The sequence below is a fragment of the Paenibacillus aestuarii genome (assembly GCF_027789125.1).
Lineage (GTDB): Bacteria > Bacillota > Bacilli > Paenibacillales > NBRC-103111 > Paenibacillus_E > Paenibacillus_E aestuarii.
In genome coordinates this window covers 15,483-36,353 of sequence record NZ_JAQFVF010000027.1, presented here as the reverse complement: position 1 = coordinate 36,353, position 20,871 = coordinate 15,483, and the positions used below count along the sequence as shown (strand labels likewise).

19 protein-coding genes are annotated in these 20,871 nt (G+C 50.0%); 5 read left to right on the top strand and 14 right to left on the bottom strand.

The features are described from left to right. Window positions 1-306: 306 nt before the first annotated feature. Complete coding sequence (locus O9139_RS12695; protein WP_270879852.1) at window positions 307-1,842, top strand: Ppx/GppA phosphatase family protein; 1,536 nt, start codon at window positions 307-309, stop codon at window positions 1,840-1,842. On the opposite strand, the gene O9139_RS12690 is transcribed toward O9139_RS12695, so the two are convergent. Further along, window positions 1,808-3,931 carry an RNA degradosome polyphosphate kinase gene (locus O9139_RS12690; RefSeq protein WP_270879851.1) on the bottom strand — a complete coding sequence of 708 codons (2,124 nt, stop codon included), beginning with the start codon at window positions 3,929-3,931 and terminating at the stop codon, window positions 1,808-1,810. The genes O9139_RS12695 and O9139_RS12690 overlap by 35 nt on opposite strands. 183 nt (window positions 3,932-4,114) lie before the next feature. Here O9139_RS12690 and ytvI point away from each other — a divergent pair, with 183 nt between their 5' ends. Further along, window positions 4,115-5,251 carry a sporulation integral membrane protein YtvI gene (ytvI, locus tag O9139_RS12685; protein WP_270879850.1) on the top strand — a complete coding sequence of 379 codons (1,137 nt, stop codon included), beginning with the start codon at window positions 4,115-4,117 and terminating at the stop codon, window positions 5,249-5,251. A gap of 17 nt (window positions 5,252-5,268) precedes the next feature. Here ytvI and O9139_RS12680 read toward each other — a convergent pair whose 3' ends face one another. The 8 genes from O9139_RS12680 to O9139_RS12645 all read right to left on the bottom strand — a co-directional run bounded on the left by O9139_RS12680 (window position 5,269) and on the right by O9139_RS12645 (window position 14,535). Then, window positions 5,269-5,661 (bottom strand): FxsA family protein, encoded by a 393-nt coding sequence (locus tag O9139_RS12680; protein WP_270879849.1) that lies wholly within the window; start codon window positions 5,659-5,661, stop codon window positions 5,269-5,271. A 12-nt stretch (window positions 5,662-5,673) separates the two neighbouring features. Beyond that, window positions 5,674-6,192, bottom strand: coding sequence for an acyl-CoA thioesterase (locus O9139_RS12675; protein ID WP_270879848.1), 519 nt, complete (start codon window positions 6,190-6,192; stop codon window positions 5,674-5,676). 71 nt (window positions 6,193-6,263) lie between these two features. Next, a complete protein-coding gene (gene pyk, locus O9139_RS12670; RefSeq protein ID WP_270879847.1) occupies window positions 6,264-8,018 on the bottom strand; it encodes a pyruvate kinase in 1,755 nt (584 codons plus the stop codon). Further along, window positions 8,011-8,985, bottom strand: coding sequence for an acetyl-CoA carboxylase carboxyl transferase subunit alpha (gene accA, locus O9139_RS12665; RefSeq protein ID WP_270879846.1), 975 nt, complete (start codon window positions 8,983-8,985; stop codon window positions 8,011-8,013). Before accA ends, pyk begins: the two co-directional genes overlap by 8 nt. Continuing rightward, complete coding sequence (accD, locus tag O9139_RS12660; protein ID WP_270879845.1) at window positions 8,975-9,841, bottom strand: acetyl-CoA carboxylase, carboxyltransferase subunit beta; 867 nt, start codon at window positions 9,839-9,841, stop codon at window positions 8,975-8,977. Before accD ends, accA begins: the two co-directional genes overlap by 11 nt. Window positions 9,842-9,904: 63 nt before the next feature. Continuing rightward, window positions 9,905-10,093: a glutamate decarboxylase gene (locus O9139_RS12655; protein ID WP_270879844.1), complete on the bottom strand. Its 189-nt coding sequence runs from the start codon at window positions 10,091-10,093 to the stop codon at window positions 9,905-9,907. Window positions 10,094-10,253: 160 nt separating this feature from the next. Next, window positions 10,254-10,754: a phosphatidylglycerophosphatase A family protein gene (locus tag O9139_RS12650; protein WP_270880128.1), complete on the bottom strand. Its 501-nt coding sequence runs from the start codon at window positions 10,752-10,754 to the stop codon at window positions 10,254-10,256. 124 nt (window positions 10,755-10,878) lie between these two features. Further along, window positions 10,879-14,535, bottom strand: coding sequence for a DNA polymerase III subunit alpha (locus O9139_RS12645; protein WP_270879843.1), 3,657 nt, complete (start codon window positions 14,533-14,535; stop codon window positions 10,879-10,881). A 123-nt stretch (window positions 14,536-14,658) separates the two neighbouring features. On the opposite strand from O9139_RS12645, the gene O9139_RS12640 reads away from it, so the two are divergent. The 3 genes from O9139_RS12640 (at window position 14,659) to O9139_RS12630 (ending at window position 15,885) form a co-directional block, all read left to right on the top strand. Further along, window positions 14,659-14,988 (top strand): YtrH family sporulation protein, encoded by a 330-nt coding sequence (locus O9139_RS12640; RefSeq protein ID WP_270879842.1) that lies wholly within the window; start codon window positions 14,659-14,661, stop codon window positions 14,986-14,988. Next, the gene (locus O9139_RS12635) at window positions 14,985-15,476 is read left to right on the top strand and encodes a hypothetical protein (protein WP_270879841.1); all 492 of its coding nucleotides are present in this window, start codon (window positions 14,985-14,987) and stop codon (window positions 15,474-15,476) included. Before O9139_RS12640 ends, O9139_RS12635 begins: the two co-directional genes overlap by 4 nt. 115 nt (window positions 15,477-15,591) lie before the next feature. Next, window positions 15,592-15,885 (top strand): YtpI family protein, encoded by a 294-nt coding sequence (locus tag O9139_RS12630; RefSeq protein WP_270879840.1) that lies wholly within the window; start codon window positions 15,592-15,594, stop codon window positions 15,883-15,885. Here O9139_RS12630 and O9139_RS12625 read toward each other — a convergent pair. The 5 genes from O9139_RS12625 to O9139_RS12605 form a co-directional block, all read right to left on the bottom strand. After that, the gene (locus tag O9139_RS12625) at window positions 15,882-17,213 is read right to left on the bottom strand and encodes a DRTGG domain-containing protein (protein ID WP_270879839.1); all 1,332 of its coding nucleotides are present in this window, start codon (window positions 17,211-17,213) and stop codon (window positions 15,882-15,884) included. The two genes, O9139_RS12630 and O9139_RS12625, sit on opposite strands and share 4 nt — an antisense overlap. Before the next feature lie 127 nt (window positions 17,214-17,340). Next, on the bottom strand, window positions 17,341-18,189 hold the full coding sequence (locus O9139_RS12620; RefSeq protein ID WP_270879838.1) for a hypothetical protein: 849 nt from the start codon (window positions 18,187-18,189) through the stop codon (window positions 17,341-17,343). Between the two features lie 210 nt (window positions 18,190-18,399). After that, window positions 18,400-18,678, bottom strand: coding sequence for a hypothetical protein (locus O9139_RS12615; protein WP_270879837.1), 279 nt, complete (start codon window positions 18,676-18,678; stop codon window positions 18,400-18,402). A 118-nt stretch (window positions 18,679-18,796) separates the two neighbouring features. After that, window positions 18,797-19,525, bottom strand: coding sequence for an oxygen-insensitive NADPH nitroreductase (gene nfsA, locus O9139_RS12610; RefSeq protein ID WP_270879836.1), 729 nt, complete (start codon window positions 19,523-19,525; stop codon window positions 18,797-18,799). A 14-nt stretch (window positions 19,526-19,539) separates the two neighbouring features. Then, complete coding sequence (locus O9139_RS12605) at window positions 19,540-20,319, bottom strand: class I SAM-dependent methyltransferase (RefSeq protein ID WP_270879835.1); 780 nt, start codon at window positions 20,317-20,319, stop codon at window positions 19,540-19,542. Window positions 20,320-20,871: the final 552 nt, after the last annotated feature.

The window sequence follows — 20,871 nt, the reverse complement described above, 5'->3', positions numbered from 1 at the left end:
TAGCTACTTTATTTGCAAAATATTGCTTTTTCCCTAACCTTAATAATAAAGTATTTCATCTATGAAGTGAACAAAAGAAGACATAAAACTTCATTATCACTACCATAAAGATATGCTATCTCCCCTTGGAATCATAATTTGTCGTAATGACTCGAACTTCATATATATTAAGGATTTCCTGTTTCTTAAAAATTCATTAGAGCACCATCTGATTTACCGACAAGGAAATGTTTGTCGAATGCTTAGGAGATTGGTACAATGTAGCAAAGACGCCAGTTTCTTAGGAAATATCAAAGGAGAGCACCAATGAGCACTCAATTCAGCATCGGCATCATTGATATCGGATCGAACTCAATCCGTCTTGTGATTTATGAAATCAATAGTCATGGCGCCTATCGCGTCGTCAGTGAGCATAAAGAATCCGCCAGACTGAGCGAACGTATCGGGCCGGACGGATGTTTACATAACAAAGACATCCAGCTGGTCGTCCCGATCCTCACTCATTATTCCATGCTTTGCAAGGCGCATGAAGTGAAGACCGTGCGGGCCGTTGCTACGGCCGCCATCCGCAACGCCGCTAATTCCGCCGAGATTGTACGCACCTTGGAAGAGCAGACCGGTCTCCGCATCGAGGTGCTTAGCGGCAAGGAAGAAGCGCGCTACGGCTTCCTCGGCGTTATGAATGCGATCGATATCCAGGACGGATTCATCATCGATATCGGCGGCGGCAGTACGGAAGTGACGCTGTTTCGCGGGCGGTCCGTCGCCGAGAGCTTTTCCTTCCCTTTCGGCGCTGTTAATACGACCCGGCAATTTATGCGCAGCGGCACGCTGGCGGAGCTGGAGGTCGCAGGTATCCGCCGCATGGTGGAAGAGGCCGTGGCCAGCCAGCCATGGATTCGCAAATCGCCGAATTTGCCGATGATCGGGCTTGGCGGCGGCATTCGGACGTTAGGTAAGATGAGCCAAAAGAAGCATAAATATTCGCTCCCACTGGCTCATAATTATGTACTGAAAGCCGGGGATCTTGATTATTTCGTAAACCTGCTGCCCGCCATGGCACTGGAGAAACGCAAAAAAATAGACGGCCTCTCCAAAGACCGCGCCGATATCATTATTCCCGGCCTGATTATTCTAGACACGATCATGAAGGCCGCAAACAGCTCCAGCTTCATTACCAGCGGTGCTGGACTGCGGGACGGACTGCTGCACGAGACGCTGAATCCGAAGCAGCCGCTGAAAGCCGATGTGCTCGAAGCGAGCATCGAGAACTTGCTGATGCTGCATCCTAACGGTGCAGTGGCGCATGTCCGTCATGTCGATAATCTCGCCATGAAGCTCTATGACGCGCTGATCATCGACCCGGCGCAGCAGCCGCGCAGCAAGCGGTATTTGCACGCCGCCGCTAAGCTATACCGGATTGGAGCCAGTGTGCATTACTACCAGTATGCCAAGCATACGCAGTACATGATCACGCAAGCCCATATCGACGGCTTCAGCCACAGGGAGATCATCGTCTGCTCGTTGATCGCTTCCTTCAAAACAAAAAGCCGGACCCACGCGCAGGCCCTTGTCTTCAAGGACATCCTCGCGGAATCCGACGAAAATATGATTATGAAGCTCGGTCTGCTGCTGCAATTGGCGATAGCGCTCGACAGCAGCGAGACGCAGCCTGTTCAGGATGTCGAGGTCAGCATCAGCGGTAAGACGCTCACGCTGAAGCTGCACTGCATCCACAATCCGGCTCATGAGCTGAAAGCGATTGACTCCATTGCCAAAGATTTTGAAAAAGGGTCCGGTCTGAAGCTTAAGGTTCAAGCTGTAGCTTTTTCCAGGACATAATCTTCATCGACTCGAACTGGCTCCGATAAGGGGTCAGTTCATTTTTTACCCTTACATACGTGCCGTTCGGCATAAGTTCTCTAGCTTTGACGTTATCATTCAGCTGCACGCTCAAAATTTGAATCATCATCTGCTTCAGCTTGCTATCGAACACAGGACACATCAACTCGATGCGGCGCGTCAAATTCCGTGTCATCCAGTCGGCTGAAGACAGGTATACATCCACTTCCCCGCCGTTCTCGAAAAAGTACATGCGGGAATGCTCCAGAAAGCGGTCGACGATACTGCGCACGGTAATGTTTTCACTTAGGCCGGCAACACCTGGCCGCAGACAGCATACGCCACGCACGATCAAATCAATTTTCACCCCGGCTTGCGATGCCGCGTACAACGCGTCCACCACTTCCTGATTGGACAGCGAGTTCATCTTCGCCACGATACGTGCCGGGCGGCCTGCCTTGGCGTGCTCTGCTTCACGCTGAATCAGCTCGAAGAGCTTATCCTTCAAGTCCGTCGGCGCCACGGCAACAGCCTGCCAGTCATGCGGCGCCGAATAGCCTGTAATTTCGTTGAACAACGCCGAAGCGTCTTCGCCGATGATGCTGTTCGACGTAAACAAACCGACGTCGGTATATAATCGTGCTGTGCTGTCGTTGTAATTCCCTGTCCCTACATGCACATAACGGCGCAGTGTATTCTCTTCCTGACGGACTACAAGCGTTATTTTGGCATGCGTTTTTAAACCGACCAGTCCATAGACAACGTGACAGCCGGACTTCTCCAGCTTGCGCGCCCATGCGATGTTGCGCTCCTCATCGAACCGCGCTTTCAGCTCGACGACGACGGTCACCTGTTTGCCGGACTCCGCCGCTCTGGCGAGCGCTTGAATGATCGGGGAATTGCCGCTGACCCGGTACAGCGTCATCTTGATCGCCAGTACATGCGGATCGTACGCAGCATGGACGATAAAGTCCGTCACCGCATCAAAGGATTCATACGGATGATGGACGAGGACATCTTTTTGCTTCAGGAGCGTAAAGAAATCGTGATTCTCTTCAAACTCCTGCGGATATTTCGCCTGCAGCCGCGGGTAGCGCAGATGATCGAAGCCGTTCAGATTAACGGCAAGCTTCATGAGGTACGTCAGATCGATCGGCCCGTCGATTTCAAAAATATGCTCCGCAATTTCAAATTCTTCCTGAAGCTGCGCCAGCGCGTAGGGATGCATCCCCTCTTGCACTTCAAGCCGGACAGGCGAGCCCCAACGTCGACGTCTTAGCTCTTTTTCAATTTCCTCGAGCAAATCTTCAGCGCCCTCTTCATTGAGCGTCAAATCCGCATTCCGCGTAATCCGAAACCCATGTACAGAGATTGGCGTATAACCACTGAACAACGATTGAATATGATGCTCAATCAACTCTTCCAGCAAAATAAACTCCTGTTTCTTGCTGTTGGTCCGCGTCGGAACCGGTATGTAGCGCGATAAATTGCTTGGCACTTGAACGATGGCAAAGTACGGCTCATCATCCGGATCGTCCCCGTCACGCACTAGAACTACCGCGAGATAAAGAGAGTGGTTATGCACAAGCGGAAACGGGCGGCTTTGATCGACAGCCATCGGCGTCAATACAGGAAACACAATGTCATGGTAATACGCGTCCATCGCTTTCTTCTGGCTGGCATTGAGCTCTTCGTATTCGGTGAATACGATTCCCTCTTTGGTCAGAAAGCGGTTAATTTCCCGATAAGATCGGTACTGCTCGGACACCATCTTGGCCGTGCGTTTCATAATCCGTTTCAGCAGTCCGGCAGGCGTATAGCCTGTAAAATCCTTTTTATTGTAGCCTGCCTTCATCTGGTCGAGCAGTCCGGCCACGCGGACACTCATAAACTCGTCCAAGTTGCTTGATACGATAGCCAGAAACTTGACACGTTCGAGCAGCGGTGTGCTCGGATCTTGCGCTTCTTCCAACACACGTCTATTAAATTCAATCCAGCTTAAATCCCGGTTCAAATACATCAAAGACACTTCATTGATTTCTTTCAGTTCTTTAACATCCTTAGCTGCCGGTTCATTCGCTATACTCATAGAACCTCCATGATTTACCTGCTTTTTCGACATTTATTTCTTATTGTACTATGCCTATTCCCGACCGACAATGAAAAAGCCCATCATTCCATATGTTAAGAATTTGTAAAGGGGAATAATTTCCCTCAATGTTCAGAGAACGTGTTACAATAAAAATATGTGAATGCAAGGAGAGAAAATACCATGAATATCCTTAATCCTCGCCTGGTGCATCAAATTTTTCGAGGCATATGGGTTGCTATGATTTTCCTTCTCATAGTGCTAGCCCTCTACTATATTACCCCTTTAGTTTATCCCTTTATTTTCGGCTGGCTTATTGCTTTCATCATGAATCCACTTGTAAATTTATTACATTTTAAATTGAAGCTACCGCGCTGGTTGGCCGTCACTGTGTCCATGCTGCTGTTTTTGAGCGCAATGATTACGGCTGTTACAATACTCGTCGCCAACATCGTCGTTGAGCTGGGATCGCTGGCTGATACACTGCAGAATCAAATCAACCGCTGGGTGGATCAGTTCAATGTATTTATTAACTCAACCGCCTTTCAGGAATGGATTGAACGGATCAACGATTTTTTTGAAAACAACCCCAAATATCAGGAGACGGTCAACAATAACTTATCCTCGACCGCGGGTTCCATCGCTGATGTCAGTAAGTTCGTGATCAGTTATGTTTTCGATGCGCTGAAACGCTTTCTCACTTCCTTGCCGAATATCGCTACGCTTACGATCATCGTCCTGTTGGCTACTTTTTTCATCAGCAAAGACTGGTACCAACTGATCCGCAAGTATAAAGACCTCTTTTCCGAGACGATTGTCAAAGCTACCCGCATCATCCGCGATGATCTGCAAAAGGCTTTATTCGGCTACTTGCGCGCCCAATTGATTCTTGTCTCACTGACCGCGCTTGTCGTCATCATCGGGCTGCTCGTGCTGCGCGTAGACTATGCGATTACAATCGGCCTCTTGACCGGCCTGGCTGATCTGATGCCTTATCTCGGGACCGGAGCCGTTATGGTGCCATGGATCCTTTACGTGTTCTTCGCTCAAGGAAACATCTACCTGGGCATCGGATTAAGCGTCCTTTACGGCGTCATTGTCGTGGCCAGGCAGATTATGGAGCCGAAAGTACTGGCTTCTTCCGTCGGACTCGACCCGCTAGCGACCTTGATTGCCATGTTCGTCGGACTCAAGCTGTTTGGACTGCTCGGACTGATCGTCGGACCTGTGTCTTTGGTCGTCATCTCCGCCTTTTATCGCGCCCGAATCTTCCATGACATCGCTGCTTACATACAAAAAGGCTCAGCCTCCTCGGATTAGGAGACTGAGCTTTTTTATTACTTGCGGAAAAAGCCGATACGGCCGCTGCGGATTTGCTTTTGAATGAGGGTGAATAGCAGCGCTTTGAAGATCGGGCGCGTGAACGGGAATACCAGCAAAAAGCCGAATATGTCGGTGACAAAACCCGGGGTAATCAACAAGATTCCGCCTAGAAATATGCAAATTCCATCCAGCAAATGCTGTGCCGGCAGCTGCCCCTGCGACCATTCATAACGGGCATATGCCCACACCTTCTGACCTTCGCGCTTCGCAAAGTATACACCGAGAAAGCCGCTCAGCAGAATGAGCGCGAACGTCGTCCACCCACCGATTAAATGGCCTAATGTGATCATGAAGGTGATCTCTATCGCAGGCACGATGATAAATAAAGCGAGAAGCAGTCGCAGCATAGCTTCATCTCCTCAAATATACTTCGTTAACAAGTGCCATAAATCCGGCGCTTCCTTTTCTATACGTACGGGCTTCCAAGAAGGATTCACCCATACATGGCGTGTCGTGCCGGTAACGAGCAATTCGCCTTGCGGTTTGACTGCAGCCTGCGTTTGCAGTTGCTGTGATGGCAGTGGTTGCGATGGCAGTGGTTGCGATGGCAGTGGTTGCGATTGCAGGCCTTCTGGCAGCAGGCGAATTTCGTATTGAAAATCGATGCGAATACTGCTCGCTTCGCCTACGCGTGTATAAATGCCGATCAGATCATCGTAACGGGCAGGTTTCTTAAATTTTGCTTCAGCCTCGATGACAGGCAGCAGGAGCCCTTTTTCCTCAATCTTCCGATAGGGGTAACCCAGCTCACGAATAAGCTCCGTGCGTCCGATCTCGAACCAGGTCAAATAGTTGGCATGATAGACAACGCCCATCTGATCCGTCTCCTCATAGCGCACGCGCAGCGGGTGATGATGCCAAATCTTCTCTTGTTCCATCACAATTTCCTCCTCGTACAAAAAAGAGTGAAGCCGAGAATCTCTCGCTTCACTCTTGCTGATTGATTGTCTTAAAGAACTTGAGCCAGTCCGGAATAGATCACGCCAACTTCCGGATAGATCGAAACTTCCGTACCATCTTGGATCAAGTTAACCGCGTTCTCCACACCGACGATAACCGGAATTCCCAGGCTTAACGCGACAACTGCCGCGTGGGACGTGATCCCGCCAACCTCCGTGATAAGAGCGGACGCTTTTTGAACAGCAGGCATGTACTCTTTGTCTGTCGTTACAGTAACCAGAACAGCACCTTCAACCATTTTGGCATTCGCCTCTTCCGGTGTGCGGGCTGTTACAACTTTACCCGTTGCTGTCTGTGTACCGATTCCTGTACCTTTGGCAATCATTTCACCAACATGGTGAACTTTGATCAAGTTCGTCGTTCCGGAGCGGCCGACAGGCACGCCAGCGGTGATAACAACGATATCGCCAAGGCTAACTAGACCGGACTTGATGCTGGCATCTACAGAAAGATTGAACAGCTCGTCCGTTGTTTTCGCTTCTGTTCCCAATACTGGAATAACGCCCCATACCAGGGATAGACGGCGAATCACTTGTTCGTTCGGAGTAACCGCGATGATCGGCGCCTTCGGACGGTATTTGGAGACCATTCTCGCTGTATAACCGCTCTCTGTCGCCGTCAGGATCGCTTTGGCACCCAGCTCCAAGGCAGAGTTAGCAACCGCTTGGGAAATAGCTTCCGTTACAGTAACTTGCTGTGCTTGTGCTTGACGAATGAAAATCTCTTTATATTCCAATGCCGCTTCTGCGCGCTCAGCGATGCGTGCCATCGTTTGCACGGATTCAACCGGATATTTACCGGCAGCCGTTTCGCCCGACAACATGACAGCATCTGTACCGTCGAATACCGCATTCGCCACGTCACTTGCTTCCGCGCGGGTAGGGCGCGGGTTACGCTGCATGGAATCCAACATCATCGTTGCGGTAATAACCGGTTTGCCGGCGATGTTACATTTTTTGATCATTTGCTTTTGCACAACTGGCACATCTTCTGCCGGGATCTCAACGCCGAGGTCACCACGGGCAACCATCAGACCATCGGAAACTTCAAGAATTTCGTCCAAGTTCTCGACGCCTTCCTGATTCTCGATTTTACTGATGATTTGGATGTGTGTCGCGTTATGTCTTTCGAGCAGCTCGCGAATTTCCATAACGTCGCTTGCTTTACGGACGAAGGAAGCCGCGATAAAGTCAACGCCTTGCTCGATACCGAAAATGATATCGTTCGCATCCTTCTCTGTAATACCTGGAAGGCTGATTTTCACACCAGGGACGTTGACACCTTTTTTACTTTTAATCGTTCCGCCATTGACGATTCGGCATTCAATTTCTGTGCCGCGAATATCAACAACTGTCAAACCGATCAAGCCATCGTCGATCAGAATCGTAGATCCGATTTCCACATCGCGCGGCAGTTCCTCATAAGTAACGGAGATGCGATTTGCGTCGCCGAGAATCTCCTCTGTTGTCAAGATGATGTGCTTGTCCTGAACAAGCTCAATCGGCTCTTCTTTTAATTTGCCGGTACGAATCTCCGGTCCTTTGGTGTCTAGCAAAATCGCTGCGGTTTTGCCTGTTTCTTGGCATGCTGCGCGAAGATTGCGGATACGAGCGCCGTGCTCCTCAAAATCCCCGTGGGAGAAGTTGAGACGGGCAACGTTCATTCCCGCTTCCAGAAGTTTTTTCAGGTTTTCTTTGGATTCGCTTGCAGGTCCAATGGTACAGACAATCTTGGTTTTACGCATGGTTTCCCTCCTGGATAAATGTGAACCTACCGATGTCTCTAAATCTACGGTATCGGTCCTCGAGCAGCTCCTGTTCGGACATGCTCAGTAATGGCTGCAGTTGTCCCCATACTGCCTCTTTAATGAAATCCGCTTGCATCAGCGGGTCGCGGTGCGCTCCACCTTTCGGTTCAGGAACGATACCGTCGATCACGCCGAGCTCCATGATGTGGTTCGCGGTAATTTTCATCGCTTCTGCCGCATGTAACGCTTTGGAAGCATCTTTATATAAGATGGAAGCAGCCCCCTCCGGACTAATAACCGAATAGATGGCATTTTCCAACATTAACACTTTATTGCCCACACCTAGCGCAAGGGCGCCACCGCTGCCGCCTTCACCGATAACTACGCAGATGATCGGCACGCGAAAAGAGGCCATTTCCAGCAAGTTTCTGGCAATCGCTTCCCCTTGCCCACGCTCTTCAGCGGCATTACCTGGGAAAGCACCTTTCGTATCGATGAAAGTAACGATCGGTCGTCTGAACTTATCAGCTTGACGCATAAGGCGCAGCGCTTTGCGGAACCCTTCCGGATGCGGACATCCGAAATTGCGGGCAATGTTGTCCTTGGTATCTTTCCCTTTTTGATGACCGACAACCGTAACCGGAACGCCATTCAATTTGGCGATACCACCGACAATCGCAAGATCGTCGCCGTAAAGCCGGTCACCATGAAACTCTATAAAATCAGTAAAAATAGACTGAATATAATCCAGCGTCGTCGGCCTTTGCGGATGGCGCGCCAGCTGCATCTTCTCTGCCGAAGACATATTGGCGTAAAGCTCTTCCTCCAGCTCAGCGTAACGTTCCTCCAACCGGCGAATTTCATCCGAAAAGTCGATATGCTTCTCTGCGCTGAATTTACGCAGCTCCACAATCTTGCTTTTCAACTCTGCCAATGGCTGTTCAAATGGCATTTCACCCGCCATAGGTCGCATCTCCCTTCACTCCGTGCATGTCTAACAGCTTGATTAACGTAGGCCTCATATCTTTACGGCTCACGACTTTATCGAGCTGACCATGCTCCAGGTTGAATTCAGACGTCTGGAAATTGTCTGGGAGCTTCTGCTTGATCGTCTGCTCAATAACACGGCGTCCAGTAAAGCCGAATGGCGCCGCTGGCTCTGCAATAATAATATCTCCGAGCATAGCAAAGCTGGCTGAAACGCCGCCGAATGTCGGATCCGTAATAACCGAAATAAATAAACCGCCGGCATCGCTAAGCTTGGATAATGCGGCGCTGGTTTTTGCCATTTGCATCAAACTTAAAATGCTTTCCTGCATACGGGCTCCACCTGAAGTGGAATAAATAATAATCGGATACTTCTTCTGAATCGCCGTTTCCACAGCTCTTGTAATTCTTTCGCCTACAACGGATCCGAGCGATCCACCCATGAAATCAAAGCTCATCGCCGCAATCACCACAGGATACCCACCGATCGTACCTTCACCGGTAACGATGGCATCCCTTAGCGATGTCGAGCTCTTCGCTTTTTCCAACTTCTCTATATAATCAGGAAACTGTAAAGGATCCTCTGAGATCATATCGGTGTCGTATTCGAAAATGCGACCCTCGTCGAGTGTCATCTGGATGCGTTCCATCGCGTTTAATCGATAATGGTAGCCGCAGGCTGTACAAACTTTCAAGTTTTTCTCAAGCTCTTTGCTTGTTTGAATCGTACCGCATTTCGGACACTTATTCATTAAACCTTCGGGAATTTCTCTTTTTGTGCGCTCGGATGGTATTGTCGCATATTTTCGTTTTTGAAATAGATCCTTTAACACATTTCCACCTCTACTTGGCTTTTATCGTGTAGCTGACAAGCCGCGTTACTACTTCAATATCCACTATCTATGTAAAATAGTATTTAGCACTTCCTGCACTTCTTCAACTTCCCCAGCAGGGACGAGAATTTCAAACTGGTTTTTGGACAGGCTGATTCCACGGACTTGCACAAGAAATCCTTCCTCCGTCAGCCTCTGTTTAATACGATCAGCAATCTTCGCGGTAGGGGCAATATAGATCACCGTCCACATGTAAAAAAACCTCCTAAAGAAGTGCAACTACTTGAATGAGTGCGAGTTAGCAACGTTGACTGCATAAATCCCTCTATAGGCATAGGCACACACAATGGAATAATGATATCATAATTTGTATTTTTCCCGCAACAGAGCTCTCTCCAATACAAACATTCGGCTAGTCCAGCGGGGAATTATCGCTGTAATCCGGCGCGTTCTCATTCTGATGCGCAATTCTCGCGGAAGCCGCGGCCGCCAAGCCACAGACCAGATCGTCCAAAAACACATGCACCGCTGCCTTGTTGTCATTCAAGGTGCGGATAATTCCAGTTTTTTCCTTATCCAAAAAGCCGAAACTGGTCAATCCAATCATCCCGTAAACGTGAACGATCCCGAGTGCCAACGTTTCATCGACACCGTAAAGCGGTTCATCCGCTTCAAGAATCGTTTGCAACGGTTGCGGCAGCAGCTTCTTCTCAGCAAGTTCATCTAAGGCAATCCCCGTATATAACGTATATTGAACCTCACGCTTGGCTAAGACCGCCCGGACGCTATCCTCGCATTCCTCCATCGTAAGCTTATCATTATAAGGCCGCTGAAGCTTGAAGACGATTTCCGCAATAGCTCCAATCGTGACACCGCGCCTTTGCAGCAATTGCACCATGTGTTGTTCAGTCATCATACTACCTCCTCTTCATAGGTACCCGAAGCTGAAAGATGGTCCGGAGCCTGTTCCCAACTCAAGGAGAGGCCCGAACCATCGGAATCACCGGGTTCCTATTTATATGCGGAGGCATTGCCGTTTATTTCATTCGCACGGAGTCCTTGCCCATAATCGTCTCGATCATGCGGAACAGCTCCTTGGAAGGATCGACCCTGTATTGATCACTGAGGGCCAGCAGCTTGTTGCTGCTTTCGTAGAAAAGCGCAACCGCAAGCGGCCCCGTGTACAGCTTAAGCAGCGCTTTAAGCTGGTTGAGCTTATCCGGCTGCTCGCAGTCAGCCGTAATCTTCACAAACACCCGCTGTGCCTTCGGCTCTGCAGCGGCTGTTTGTGGGCTGCCTGCCGCTGGCGGCCGGGCAGCAGCTGCCGGCGCGAGCCCGTTGTTGACGGAGTCAACAACGGCGCGCCGTGGCGCAGGCTGGCCGGCGGCGGAGCCGGCCGCGCGCTTATGCGCAGCAGCAGAGGGCTGAGCTGCTGCTGCGCGTGGGGCTGGGGCAGCCGCGCGAGCGGGCTGCCGGCGCAGACGCTGGACGGCCGCTGGGTCGTCCAGCGCGACAAGCTGCTCCGCGAGCAGCTTGGGCGGGTCTTCGTCCTGCAGCTGCAGCTTCGCCCGCACGAGGACGAGCCTCCCTTTTTGCACGAGCGGAGCTGCTTGCTTCCAGGTCTCGGGGAATAAGACGACCTCAACTTTATCGATGCGATCCTCCAGCTCCATAAACGCCATCGGCTGCCCTTTTTTCGTGACGATCGTCTTGCTCGATACAACCATGCCGCCGACGATCACTTCGCTGTTGTCCGGGAGCTCGTACAGCTCATGCAGCTTGTCAGCCTCCAGCTCAGCGAATACATCCGCATAAGCGTCCAGCGGATGACCGGAGATATACATACCAAGCAGCTCTTTCTCGCATTCCAGCTGTCTGCTTGCCGGCAGCTGCGGAATCTCCGGCATCTCCACGTCCCAGTTCGGCTCCTCGACGAAGCCGAACAAATGAAGCTGCAGATCGTCGCGTTCTTTGCGCCACTTCGTAGCGGATGTGATCGTCTCATCAAGGACGCTGATCAGCTGCGCACGATGCCCCCCGAGACGATCGAAGGCGCCGCCTTGAATGAGCGATTCGATCACCCGCTTGTTGCAGACGCGCAGATCTACCCGTCTGCAGAAATCCAGCAAGCTTTCGAAAGGGCCTTGCTTCCGTTCGCTAAGGATGGCGTCAATCGCATGTGTACCCACATTTTTGATCGCAGCAAGGCCAAAGCGAATCGTGCCCTCGCGATCCGGCGTAAATACCGTTCCGCTACCGTTCACGTCCGGCGGCAGCACAGCAATGTGCATCCGGCGGCATTCATCAACGTATTCAGCCACCTTACGGTGATTGCCCATGACGGCTGTCAGCATCGAAGCCATGAAATACACGGGGAAATGTGCTTTTAAGTAGGCGGTTTGGAAAGCAAGCACACCATATGCAGTCGCATGGGCACGCGGAAATCCGTAGTCAGCGAAGCGCACGATCATATCGTACACATGGTTGGCGTCGCTTTCCTCATAGCCCATTTTCAAGCTGCCCTTCACAAAATGCGCGCGCTCTTCATCCAGCACTTCCCTCTTCTTCTTCGAGACCGCTCGCCTCAGCAAATCTGCTTCACCTAAACTAAACCCGGCCATCGAGGAGGCGATTTGCATAATTTGCTCTTGGTACACGATGATTCCGTATGTGTCGCGTAGAATCGGCTCCAGCGACGGATGCGGATACACCACATCCATGGTGCCGTGCTTGCCCGCAATATATTTGGGAATAAATTCCATAGGACCCGGACGATAAAGTGCCAAGACGGAAATAATATCTTCAAAAACCGAAGGCTTCAAATCTTTCAACACTTTGCGGACGCCGTTGCCCTCCAATTGGAATACACCGGCTGCATCACCTTTGCTTAGCATGTCGTACGTGACAGCGTCCGCGTTCATATCCAGCTTGTTCAGGTCGAGACTTAAGCCTTCCATCTCCTGAATCCAATTCAGCGTTCGCTCAATGATCGAAAGTGTTCGAAGTCCGAGAAAGTCCATCTTCAATAGACCGATCGCTTCCAAATGCTCCATGGTATACTGGGTTAACGCTGTTTGCGCAGTCCCTTCCTGCAGGGGTACATACCGGGTTAACGGTTCCCGCGAGATGACGACGCCGGCTGCGTGAGTCGAAGCATGACGCGGCATGCCCTCCACGCGCATGGCCATGTTCAGCAGCTCTGCCGTTTTCGGCTGTTTCTCAACCAGCGACTTGAGCTCGGAGCTCGTCTTCAGCGCTTCCGACAGGGTCATACCAAGCTGGTTCGGAATCATTTTAGCTGCACGGTCGACTTCGCCGTAAGGCATATTGAGGACTCGGCCTACGTCTCTTACTGCCGCTTTGGCTGCCATCGTCCCGAAGGTAATGATTTGCGCCACATGTTCCCCGCCATACTTGGCGACGACATAATCGATAACTTCATCGCGCCGTTCGTCGCTAAAGTCAATATCGATATCCGGCATCGTGATCCGTTCCGGGTTAAGGAAACGTTCGAACAACAGCTTATACTGCAAAGGATCCACGTTCGTAATCCCCAGCGCATAAGCGACGAGACTGCCTGCGGAAGACCCCCGTCCCGGACCGGTCATAATCGCTTGCTCATGAGCAAACCGGATGAAATCCCACACAATTAAAAAATAATCCGAGAAACCCATGCTCTCGATGACGCCGAGTTCATAAGTCAAGCGCGCCTGCGCTTGCTGTTTCAGTGGAGCTTCCGGCGATAACCAATCAGACTCATGCCCGTATCTGCGCTCCAAACCTTGGTGGCAAAGCTCCTGTAAATATTGCCCTGCAGTCAAGCCCTCAGGAATCGGACGAAATTTTGGTAAAATCGATTTCCCGAATTCCAGCTCCAACTCGCAGCGCTGCGCGACTTCAAGCGTATTTGCCAAAGCTTCAGGCACATGGGCAAATAAGCGTTTCATCTCTTCATCGTTTTTGAGATACATTTGACTCGTTCCCATGCGCAAACGGTCTTTGTCCTCTACCGTCTTGCCAGTGCCGATGCAGATCAATATATCCTGCACAACATGGTCAGGCTCGCGCACATAGTGAACATCATTCGTCGCTATAAGCGGAATGCCGGTCTCCTTGCTGAGAACGATCATCGCTTGCATCACTTTTTTCTGCTCGATCATGCCATGGTCTTGAATTTCCAGGAAAAAATCATCGCCGAAAATTTCGCGATACCTTAAAGCAGCCGCTTTCGCTTCTTCGTTCCGATCATGCAGCAAATGCTGGGAAATCTCGCTTCCTAAACAGGAACTAAGACAAATCAAGCCTTCCGAATGCTTGGCCAAATGCTCGATGTCAATCCGCGGTCTATAATGAAAACCTTCCAAATGCCCGATAGAGCAAAGCTTCATCAGGTTTTGATAGCCTTGATGATTTTTGGCAAGGAGAATAAGATGATAAATCGGTTGTTCCTGTCTCGACCCTTTGGTCCGAATCGAGCCTGACGTGATATAGACCTCACATCCGATAATCGGCTTGATCCCCCGTTGTTTACATGCTTTATAAAAAGCAATTGCGCCATACATGACGCCATGATCCGTTAGAGCCAGGGAGGTCATGCCGAGATCAGCAGCCTGCGACACCAGCTCCTCTATACGCGCAGCTCCGTCCAATAAGCTGTATTCACTATGCACATGCAGATGTACGAAAGCACTCATCAACATTTCCTCCTGTCTCACATTTTTTTGGATCTATTTTATCATATTGAGACCAGCCAGTCCCATACACTTGAAAGTAAGAGTTGTCCTTATGAACTTAGTTGGGAAGGGAAGCGAATCATAATGGTCTTTTGGGCGAATATCATCATTCATTTTTGCATCGCATTTGGAGTCGTTTTTGGAGGGAGTATGCTAAGCGGTGTCGCCGCTGTGCTCACCCTCCAGTCCCCCACGGAAAAAATGTTGACCATTGCAGAGAACATTAAAATCTGGGCTATGGTGGCCGCTGTCGGCGGCACAATCGATCCCATCCGCTATATTGAGAGCCATGTGGCGGAAGGCCATTTGAATCCGGCGCTCAAGCAGATCGTGCTGATCGTATTTGCCTTCGTCGGGGCGCAGATGGGCACCTCGCTCATTCAAATGATCTGCAAGGGAGGCAACCAACCGTGAGAGTCCCTCCATTTGACCGGTACCAACGCTTTTTGGCGGGCTTCGGTCTATTTCTCTCGGGGGCCATCATCGGCAGCGCCGTGTACATGAGCATTCACCAGCACACCTATAACCAGCTCTATGTGCAAATGCATAAATATTTGGAAGAAAATCGCGATCTTCGCGAAGATATTGATAATTTGAATAAAACGCGTAATAAACAAGCCTTAATTAATGTCGTGAATGTTTATTTGGTTCCAAAGAATCAAGAAGACGTGATCAGCGAGGATATACAAAAAGAAATCGAAGGCGACGTCAAAAGCGAGCTGAAGCTGGTCATTGGCCAGAAAGCCGCTTATGTCCGTGATGCCCATCCTCTCTATGAACGGCTTATTACGCAGCGCACCTACACACTGCACGATAAAAAATATATTGTGGAAGTAAAATCCATCGTCTTGATTCAGACAGAGCTCTCCATTTGGATTACCGCTGAAGAAAAGCGCACATAACCCGTGGACGAAGGAAGATGTGCTTTTTTTTATTAGGTGCAAGACATGCTGGATTGCAATCTACCGTTAAAATAGCTAAAGTAGAGAGAAATATAGTTAAAGGACGGTTTCACGTATGCTAGGCATTCAAATCACTCTATTTACGCTTATTTGTATAGCTCTAGGCTTCTCTCTCTTCTACAGCTTCCGCTCCCGCAGGGAAGCAGATCCGGCCAAGCGCGGCCTCTTTGCGGCTCGTATGAACATTTGTATGGGCCTTATGCTTGTGCTTATCGCCGTTACGCAAATTTTCTTCTTCAGCGAGTCCAGCTTCCGCCGAATATTCGGCACGGTCTGTGTACTGCTCGGCCTGTTCAATCTGTTCGCCGGCATCCGCAATCACGGCCACTTCGACCGTATGATGCGTTAAATGACCTGCGCGGTCAGCATAGCTTTGGAAACTAGAGCGCCGGCATGAAAAATTTCGATGTCGATTTTGCCAAATTTACGGCTCACCTCAATGATGGTGGGCCGTATTTCTATTTTCGAATCAATCTGCAACGGTTTCACAAAGTATGTCGACATGTTATCCATTACAAGGTCGCCACCCTTTCTGTGCTCCTGTACGACCCGATAGGCCGCCTTAGTCATCAGTGTGGTCAGCACACCTTCAGACACCGTGCCCAAATGGTTAGTCATCTGCGGGGTAATAACGCCTTGAAAATAAAGCGCCCCATTCTCGTCCCGCGCTTCCTCAAGCACTGACCAGATCAGATCCTCGAACGTTTCACCATTCTGCGGCTGCTTCTGAATATACTGCATCGCTTTCAAGACGTCGCTGCGGTTGAGCACCCCTAGCATCTTGCGGTTCGCGTCAACAACCGGCAGCAGCTCAATGCCCTCCCAGACCATCATATGCGCCGCTGAAGCGACCGAGGTTTGCGGTGTTACGGTCAGCGGGTTGCGCGTCATAAGCTTATCAACGGTTTGCAATGAATGTGCGCCGACCATATCTTTGGAAGTGACGACACCAATAATCCGGTTCCACTCGTCAACGACAGGGAAGCGGTTGTGCCCGGTATCCTCCGACAGCCTCTGCCAGTCTCTCAGCGTACTGTTGGATTTAAGTGCGAAAAGCGAGGCGCCCGAAGCCAAAATATCCTCAACCAGCATGATTTTCTTCTTGATCAACCGATCGTAAATCGCTCTATTAATCATGGATGCAACGGTAAAAGTATCATAGCTACTGGAAATAATAGGGAGATCTAACTGATCTGCCAAAGCCTTAACTTCCGCGCTCGTATCAAATCCCCCTGTAATAAGCACGCCTGCTCCTTGTTCCAAAGCAAGGAAATGGGCACCGTTGCGGTTCCCCACAATCAGAAGGCTGCCCGCTTCAACATAGCGCATCATCGCGTCCTGCTCCATCGCCCCAATGACGAATTTGTGCAGCGTCTTATGGAGCCCTTTCGAACCGCCAAGCACCTGGCCGTCAACCATGTTGACAACTTCAGCAAACGTCAGCTTGTCGATATTTTGCCGCAGCTTCTTCTCGACGCGCACCGTCCCGATTCGTTCCTTAGTGCTGACTAGGCCTTGATTTTCCGCTTCTTTAATTGCCCGATATGCCGTCCCTTCGCTGACTTCCATGTTTTTGGCAATCTTACGTACCGAAATACGGCTGCCCAACTTCAAACTCTCAATGTATCTTAAAATTTGCTCATGCTTTGTCAGTGCATCCAAGGCTTGTGAGTCCAACTGTTACACCCCATTTGGTAATCCTGTACTAGTCTGTACTATAAGTATAATCATTTCTCGGACGCACGACAACGTGAAAGCTATAGATAAAGAAGGATCCAATCCAAAGGGATTGGAATCCTTTTATTTAACGTTCAAGTTCAACTTCCAGATGAAAAACCCGCTTATTTAATACGGCTATTTCAGAATCTTTGTAGACGAGCTTGCCGTGTATATTTTCCAACATTGCATGAATATCTTTAGGCTGTCCTTCTTCCAGGCGGATGACAGATGCATAAATATCGTCTGCTTTCTTTGCCAAAACGATCACATCCTGTGTTAAATCAGAAACGTCTTCCCTCAGCACCGATACATCCTGCTTCAAGCCTGATACATCTTCTTTCAGCACCGACACATCCTGCTTCAAGCCTGATACATCTTCTTTCAGCACCGATACATCCTGCTTCAAGCCTGATACATCTTCTTTCAGCACCGACACATCCTGCTTCAAGCCTGATACATCTTCTTTCAGCACCGACACATCCTGCTTCAAGCCTGATACATCTTCTTTCAGCACTGACACATCCTGCTTTAAGCTGGATACATCCCCTTTCAGCTCCGACACATCCCGCTTCAAGCCGGATACATCCTCTTTCAGCTCCGACACATCCTGCTTCAAGCCGGATACATCCTCTTTCAGCTCCGACACGTCCTGCTTCAAGTCGGATACATCCTCTTTCAGAACCGTTACATCCTGCTTCAAGCCGGATACATCCTCTTTCAGCTCCGACACGTCCTGCTTCAAGTCGGATACATCCTCTTTCAGCTCCGACACATCCTGCTTCAAGACGAATACATCTTCTTTCACCACCGACACATCCTGCTTCAACCCGGATACATCTTGCTTCAAATCAAAAATATCAATCTTCATTTCTGACGTGTCTTGTTTAATGGCTAACACTTCGGTAAGGACTCGATTCAATAATAGCTCCATCATCTTCACCTCACATCTAGATTGTAACACTTAGCAGAAAAAAGGCAGAAGTGGAATTACTCAAATCACCGACAGCAAACATTTGTTCTCTTTTTATAAATGTTATCACAGATGAAGGGGAGTAGCAAGGCTGACAACCCCGCCAAAAACAGGACAAAATAAAGCCCCGCACCGTAGTAATAACTACGTGTGCAGGGCTTTCGTCTACTATTTCTACTTGCGGAAATAGAGCATTTTGCGACGGCCTTGGAGTGTTTGCTCCATTTGCCACTTTTTCATCCGATTGATTCTGTTCAGCTCTTTGCGTTTCTCTTCATCCACGCCGAGAATATGATGCAGATGCGCAGCAACTACCAACAGCGCCATCCCGATCCAGACGATGCTGAAGATCATCTCCAGTGACCAACCTTCACGGAATTCCAGCTGTGGTACGGAATAAAATAACATGCCCAACGCCATGCTCATGAACACTACATTTCGAAAACCTTTCAACGTAGCCGCACTCCTTTCGCTTCAACAAGTTCATAACCCGCTTCTTGCTCATTCCATTGTATGAGACAAGTTCCCGATTTATGTGCACTGCTGATCTACCGGTGCGGCTAAAAAATAATTATTCAATCTCAAAGCCCTGCCCGCGCAGGAAAGCTTTCATGTGCTGGCGGGGACGCGTGGCCTTCGCGGCCATCTCCTTGGTCCAAGTCGTATCGACTTTGCTGCCGGTACGCTCTTTCATGTAATCGCGAACGGTTTCGTCATAGCTTTCGATCGCGTCACGGGCTTCCGTATACCGGTTCTCATGGTATACGGCTTTACGCGGGAGCCGCGGGCGGTGCAGCGGCTCCTGATCCGGCATGCCGATGCACATGCCGAATACCGGGTACACCAGCTGCGGCAAGCCCAGCAGCTGGGAAACCTCGGCGGGATTGTTGCGAATCCCGCCGATATAGACGACGCCGAGGCCTAGCGACTCGGCGGCAACGGCTGCATTCTGCGCAGCTAATGCAGCGTCGACCGTGGCAACGAGGAAATTTTCCGCGTTGCCCGTGACAGGCGTGTCCGCATGCTGGCGGACCGCTTGCGCGAAGCGGTGCAGATCGGCGCACCAGACGAGGAACAGCGGACACTCGCTGACATACGCCTGGTTGCCGGCAAGCACCGCCAGTTGTTGCCTCAGCGTCGTATCCGTAACGCTGATGACGCTGTACGCCTGCATGTTGCTCGAAGTCGAGGCCATTTGCGCCGAGCCCAAAATAGCATCCAGCTGCTCAGGCGTTACAGGAGTGCTATTAAATTTGCGAATGGAGCGGTGGCTTTGTAAAAGCTCAATCATATCATTCATTGTACGAAATCCTCTCATCCATTGTTTTCACAGAACCAAATGGTCCAGCGATCTTTTTCAATAATTGGCGCTTGTAGGTTAAGCTTGCTCTGAATATAGTCGACTAATTCCTGAAGTTCATGATCCTGCAGCTGATGCAAAATCGAGCGGCCCGTGCGCTTGAGCAGATCCTGGGATAACGCTTCGGTATTCGGGTATATTTCTCGCGTTTCCCAGAGCTTCACCTCGCCTAAGATCTTAAAATCATTAGCTTCTAGCGCTGCGCGCACCTTTCCGGCTTCGTGCCTGCGGCCCGTTTCTACTTTGGCCAAGTCAGGATACTTTTCAAACAGATAACCGCGAATGTGAGATGCATCCCCTGGCAGCAAACAGTCCTCTGGCGTGCGGTCTTGAATAATAAAGATGCCTTTGGATGTCAGGATTCGGCTAGCCTCTTGAAAGGCTTCCTCCAACCTGTCCAAATGATGAATCAAGGCCCGTTCCAACAAAACATCGAACTGCCCTGACGGTAGCCCTGTTGCGTAAGCATTTCCGTGAACAAAATTGATTGCGCTGATTCCCTGACAATTCCGTGCTGCACCTTGCAACATCTCTTCCGAAAAATCGACGGCTGTCACATGCGCAGCCCCCGCCTCAATCAGTCCCTTCGCATAGATCCCGCCTCCGCAGCCAACATCTGCAGCATGCTTGCCGGTCAGGTGTACATGCTTCTGAATGCAAGTTAACCAGCTTTCATCTACACACCTGGTCGTATAGGACATGCGATTCCGAGCATCGTGAAAATTCATTGCCATACCCGAACACCTCTTTTGATTGGTTTCGTTGTATGAAACTAAGTTTCATTTTATTTATAGTATACTACAACAGACCAACAATTTCCATATGATAAGAGAACCACTTGTATGTCAGCGTATCAGAGACTTTAGAGTAACCGATGGTGCCGCTTATGCTCACGATTCGCCCGCCCCTCCGCGCTGCTATGCAATGGCGGAAGCTGACTTCCATATCGTCTCCTGGTTGCGTTAAGTGGTTGCGAGGATTTATCCGATTAAGCCTAACTAATTGCGGTCAGTACCGATGTATAGCTGCAGTAGTCAGGTCTTGCCCAGTTACAGCGGCTTTTTTCCTGCGAATGGCAATTTCATGTCAGTAAGTGGGAAAAGGCGGACTACTGGAGCATCAAGAGGGGGCCGGCCAATAAGTCGGAAAATCGGGCGGAGCGCGTGTGTGTAATCAAGTCATTCATCTGCTCAAGTTAGCTTAATCGCTCGGTTAGGCAATAAATGCGGACAGATGAAGTGGTAAGCGGCAGTAGTCAAGATTTTCCGTTTTCCAAGCTGCAGCTT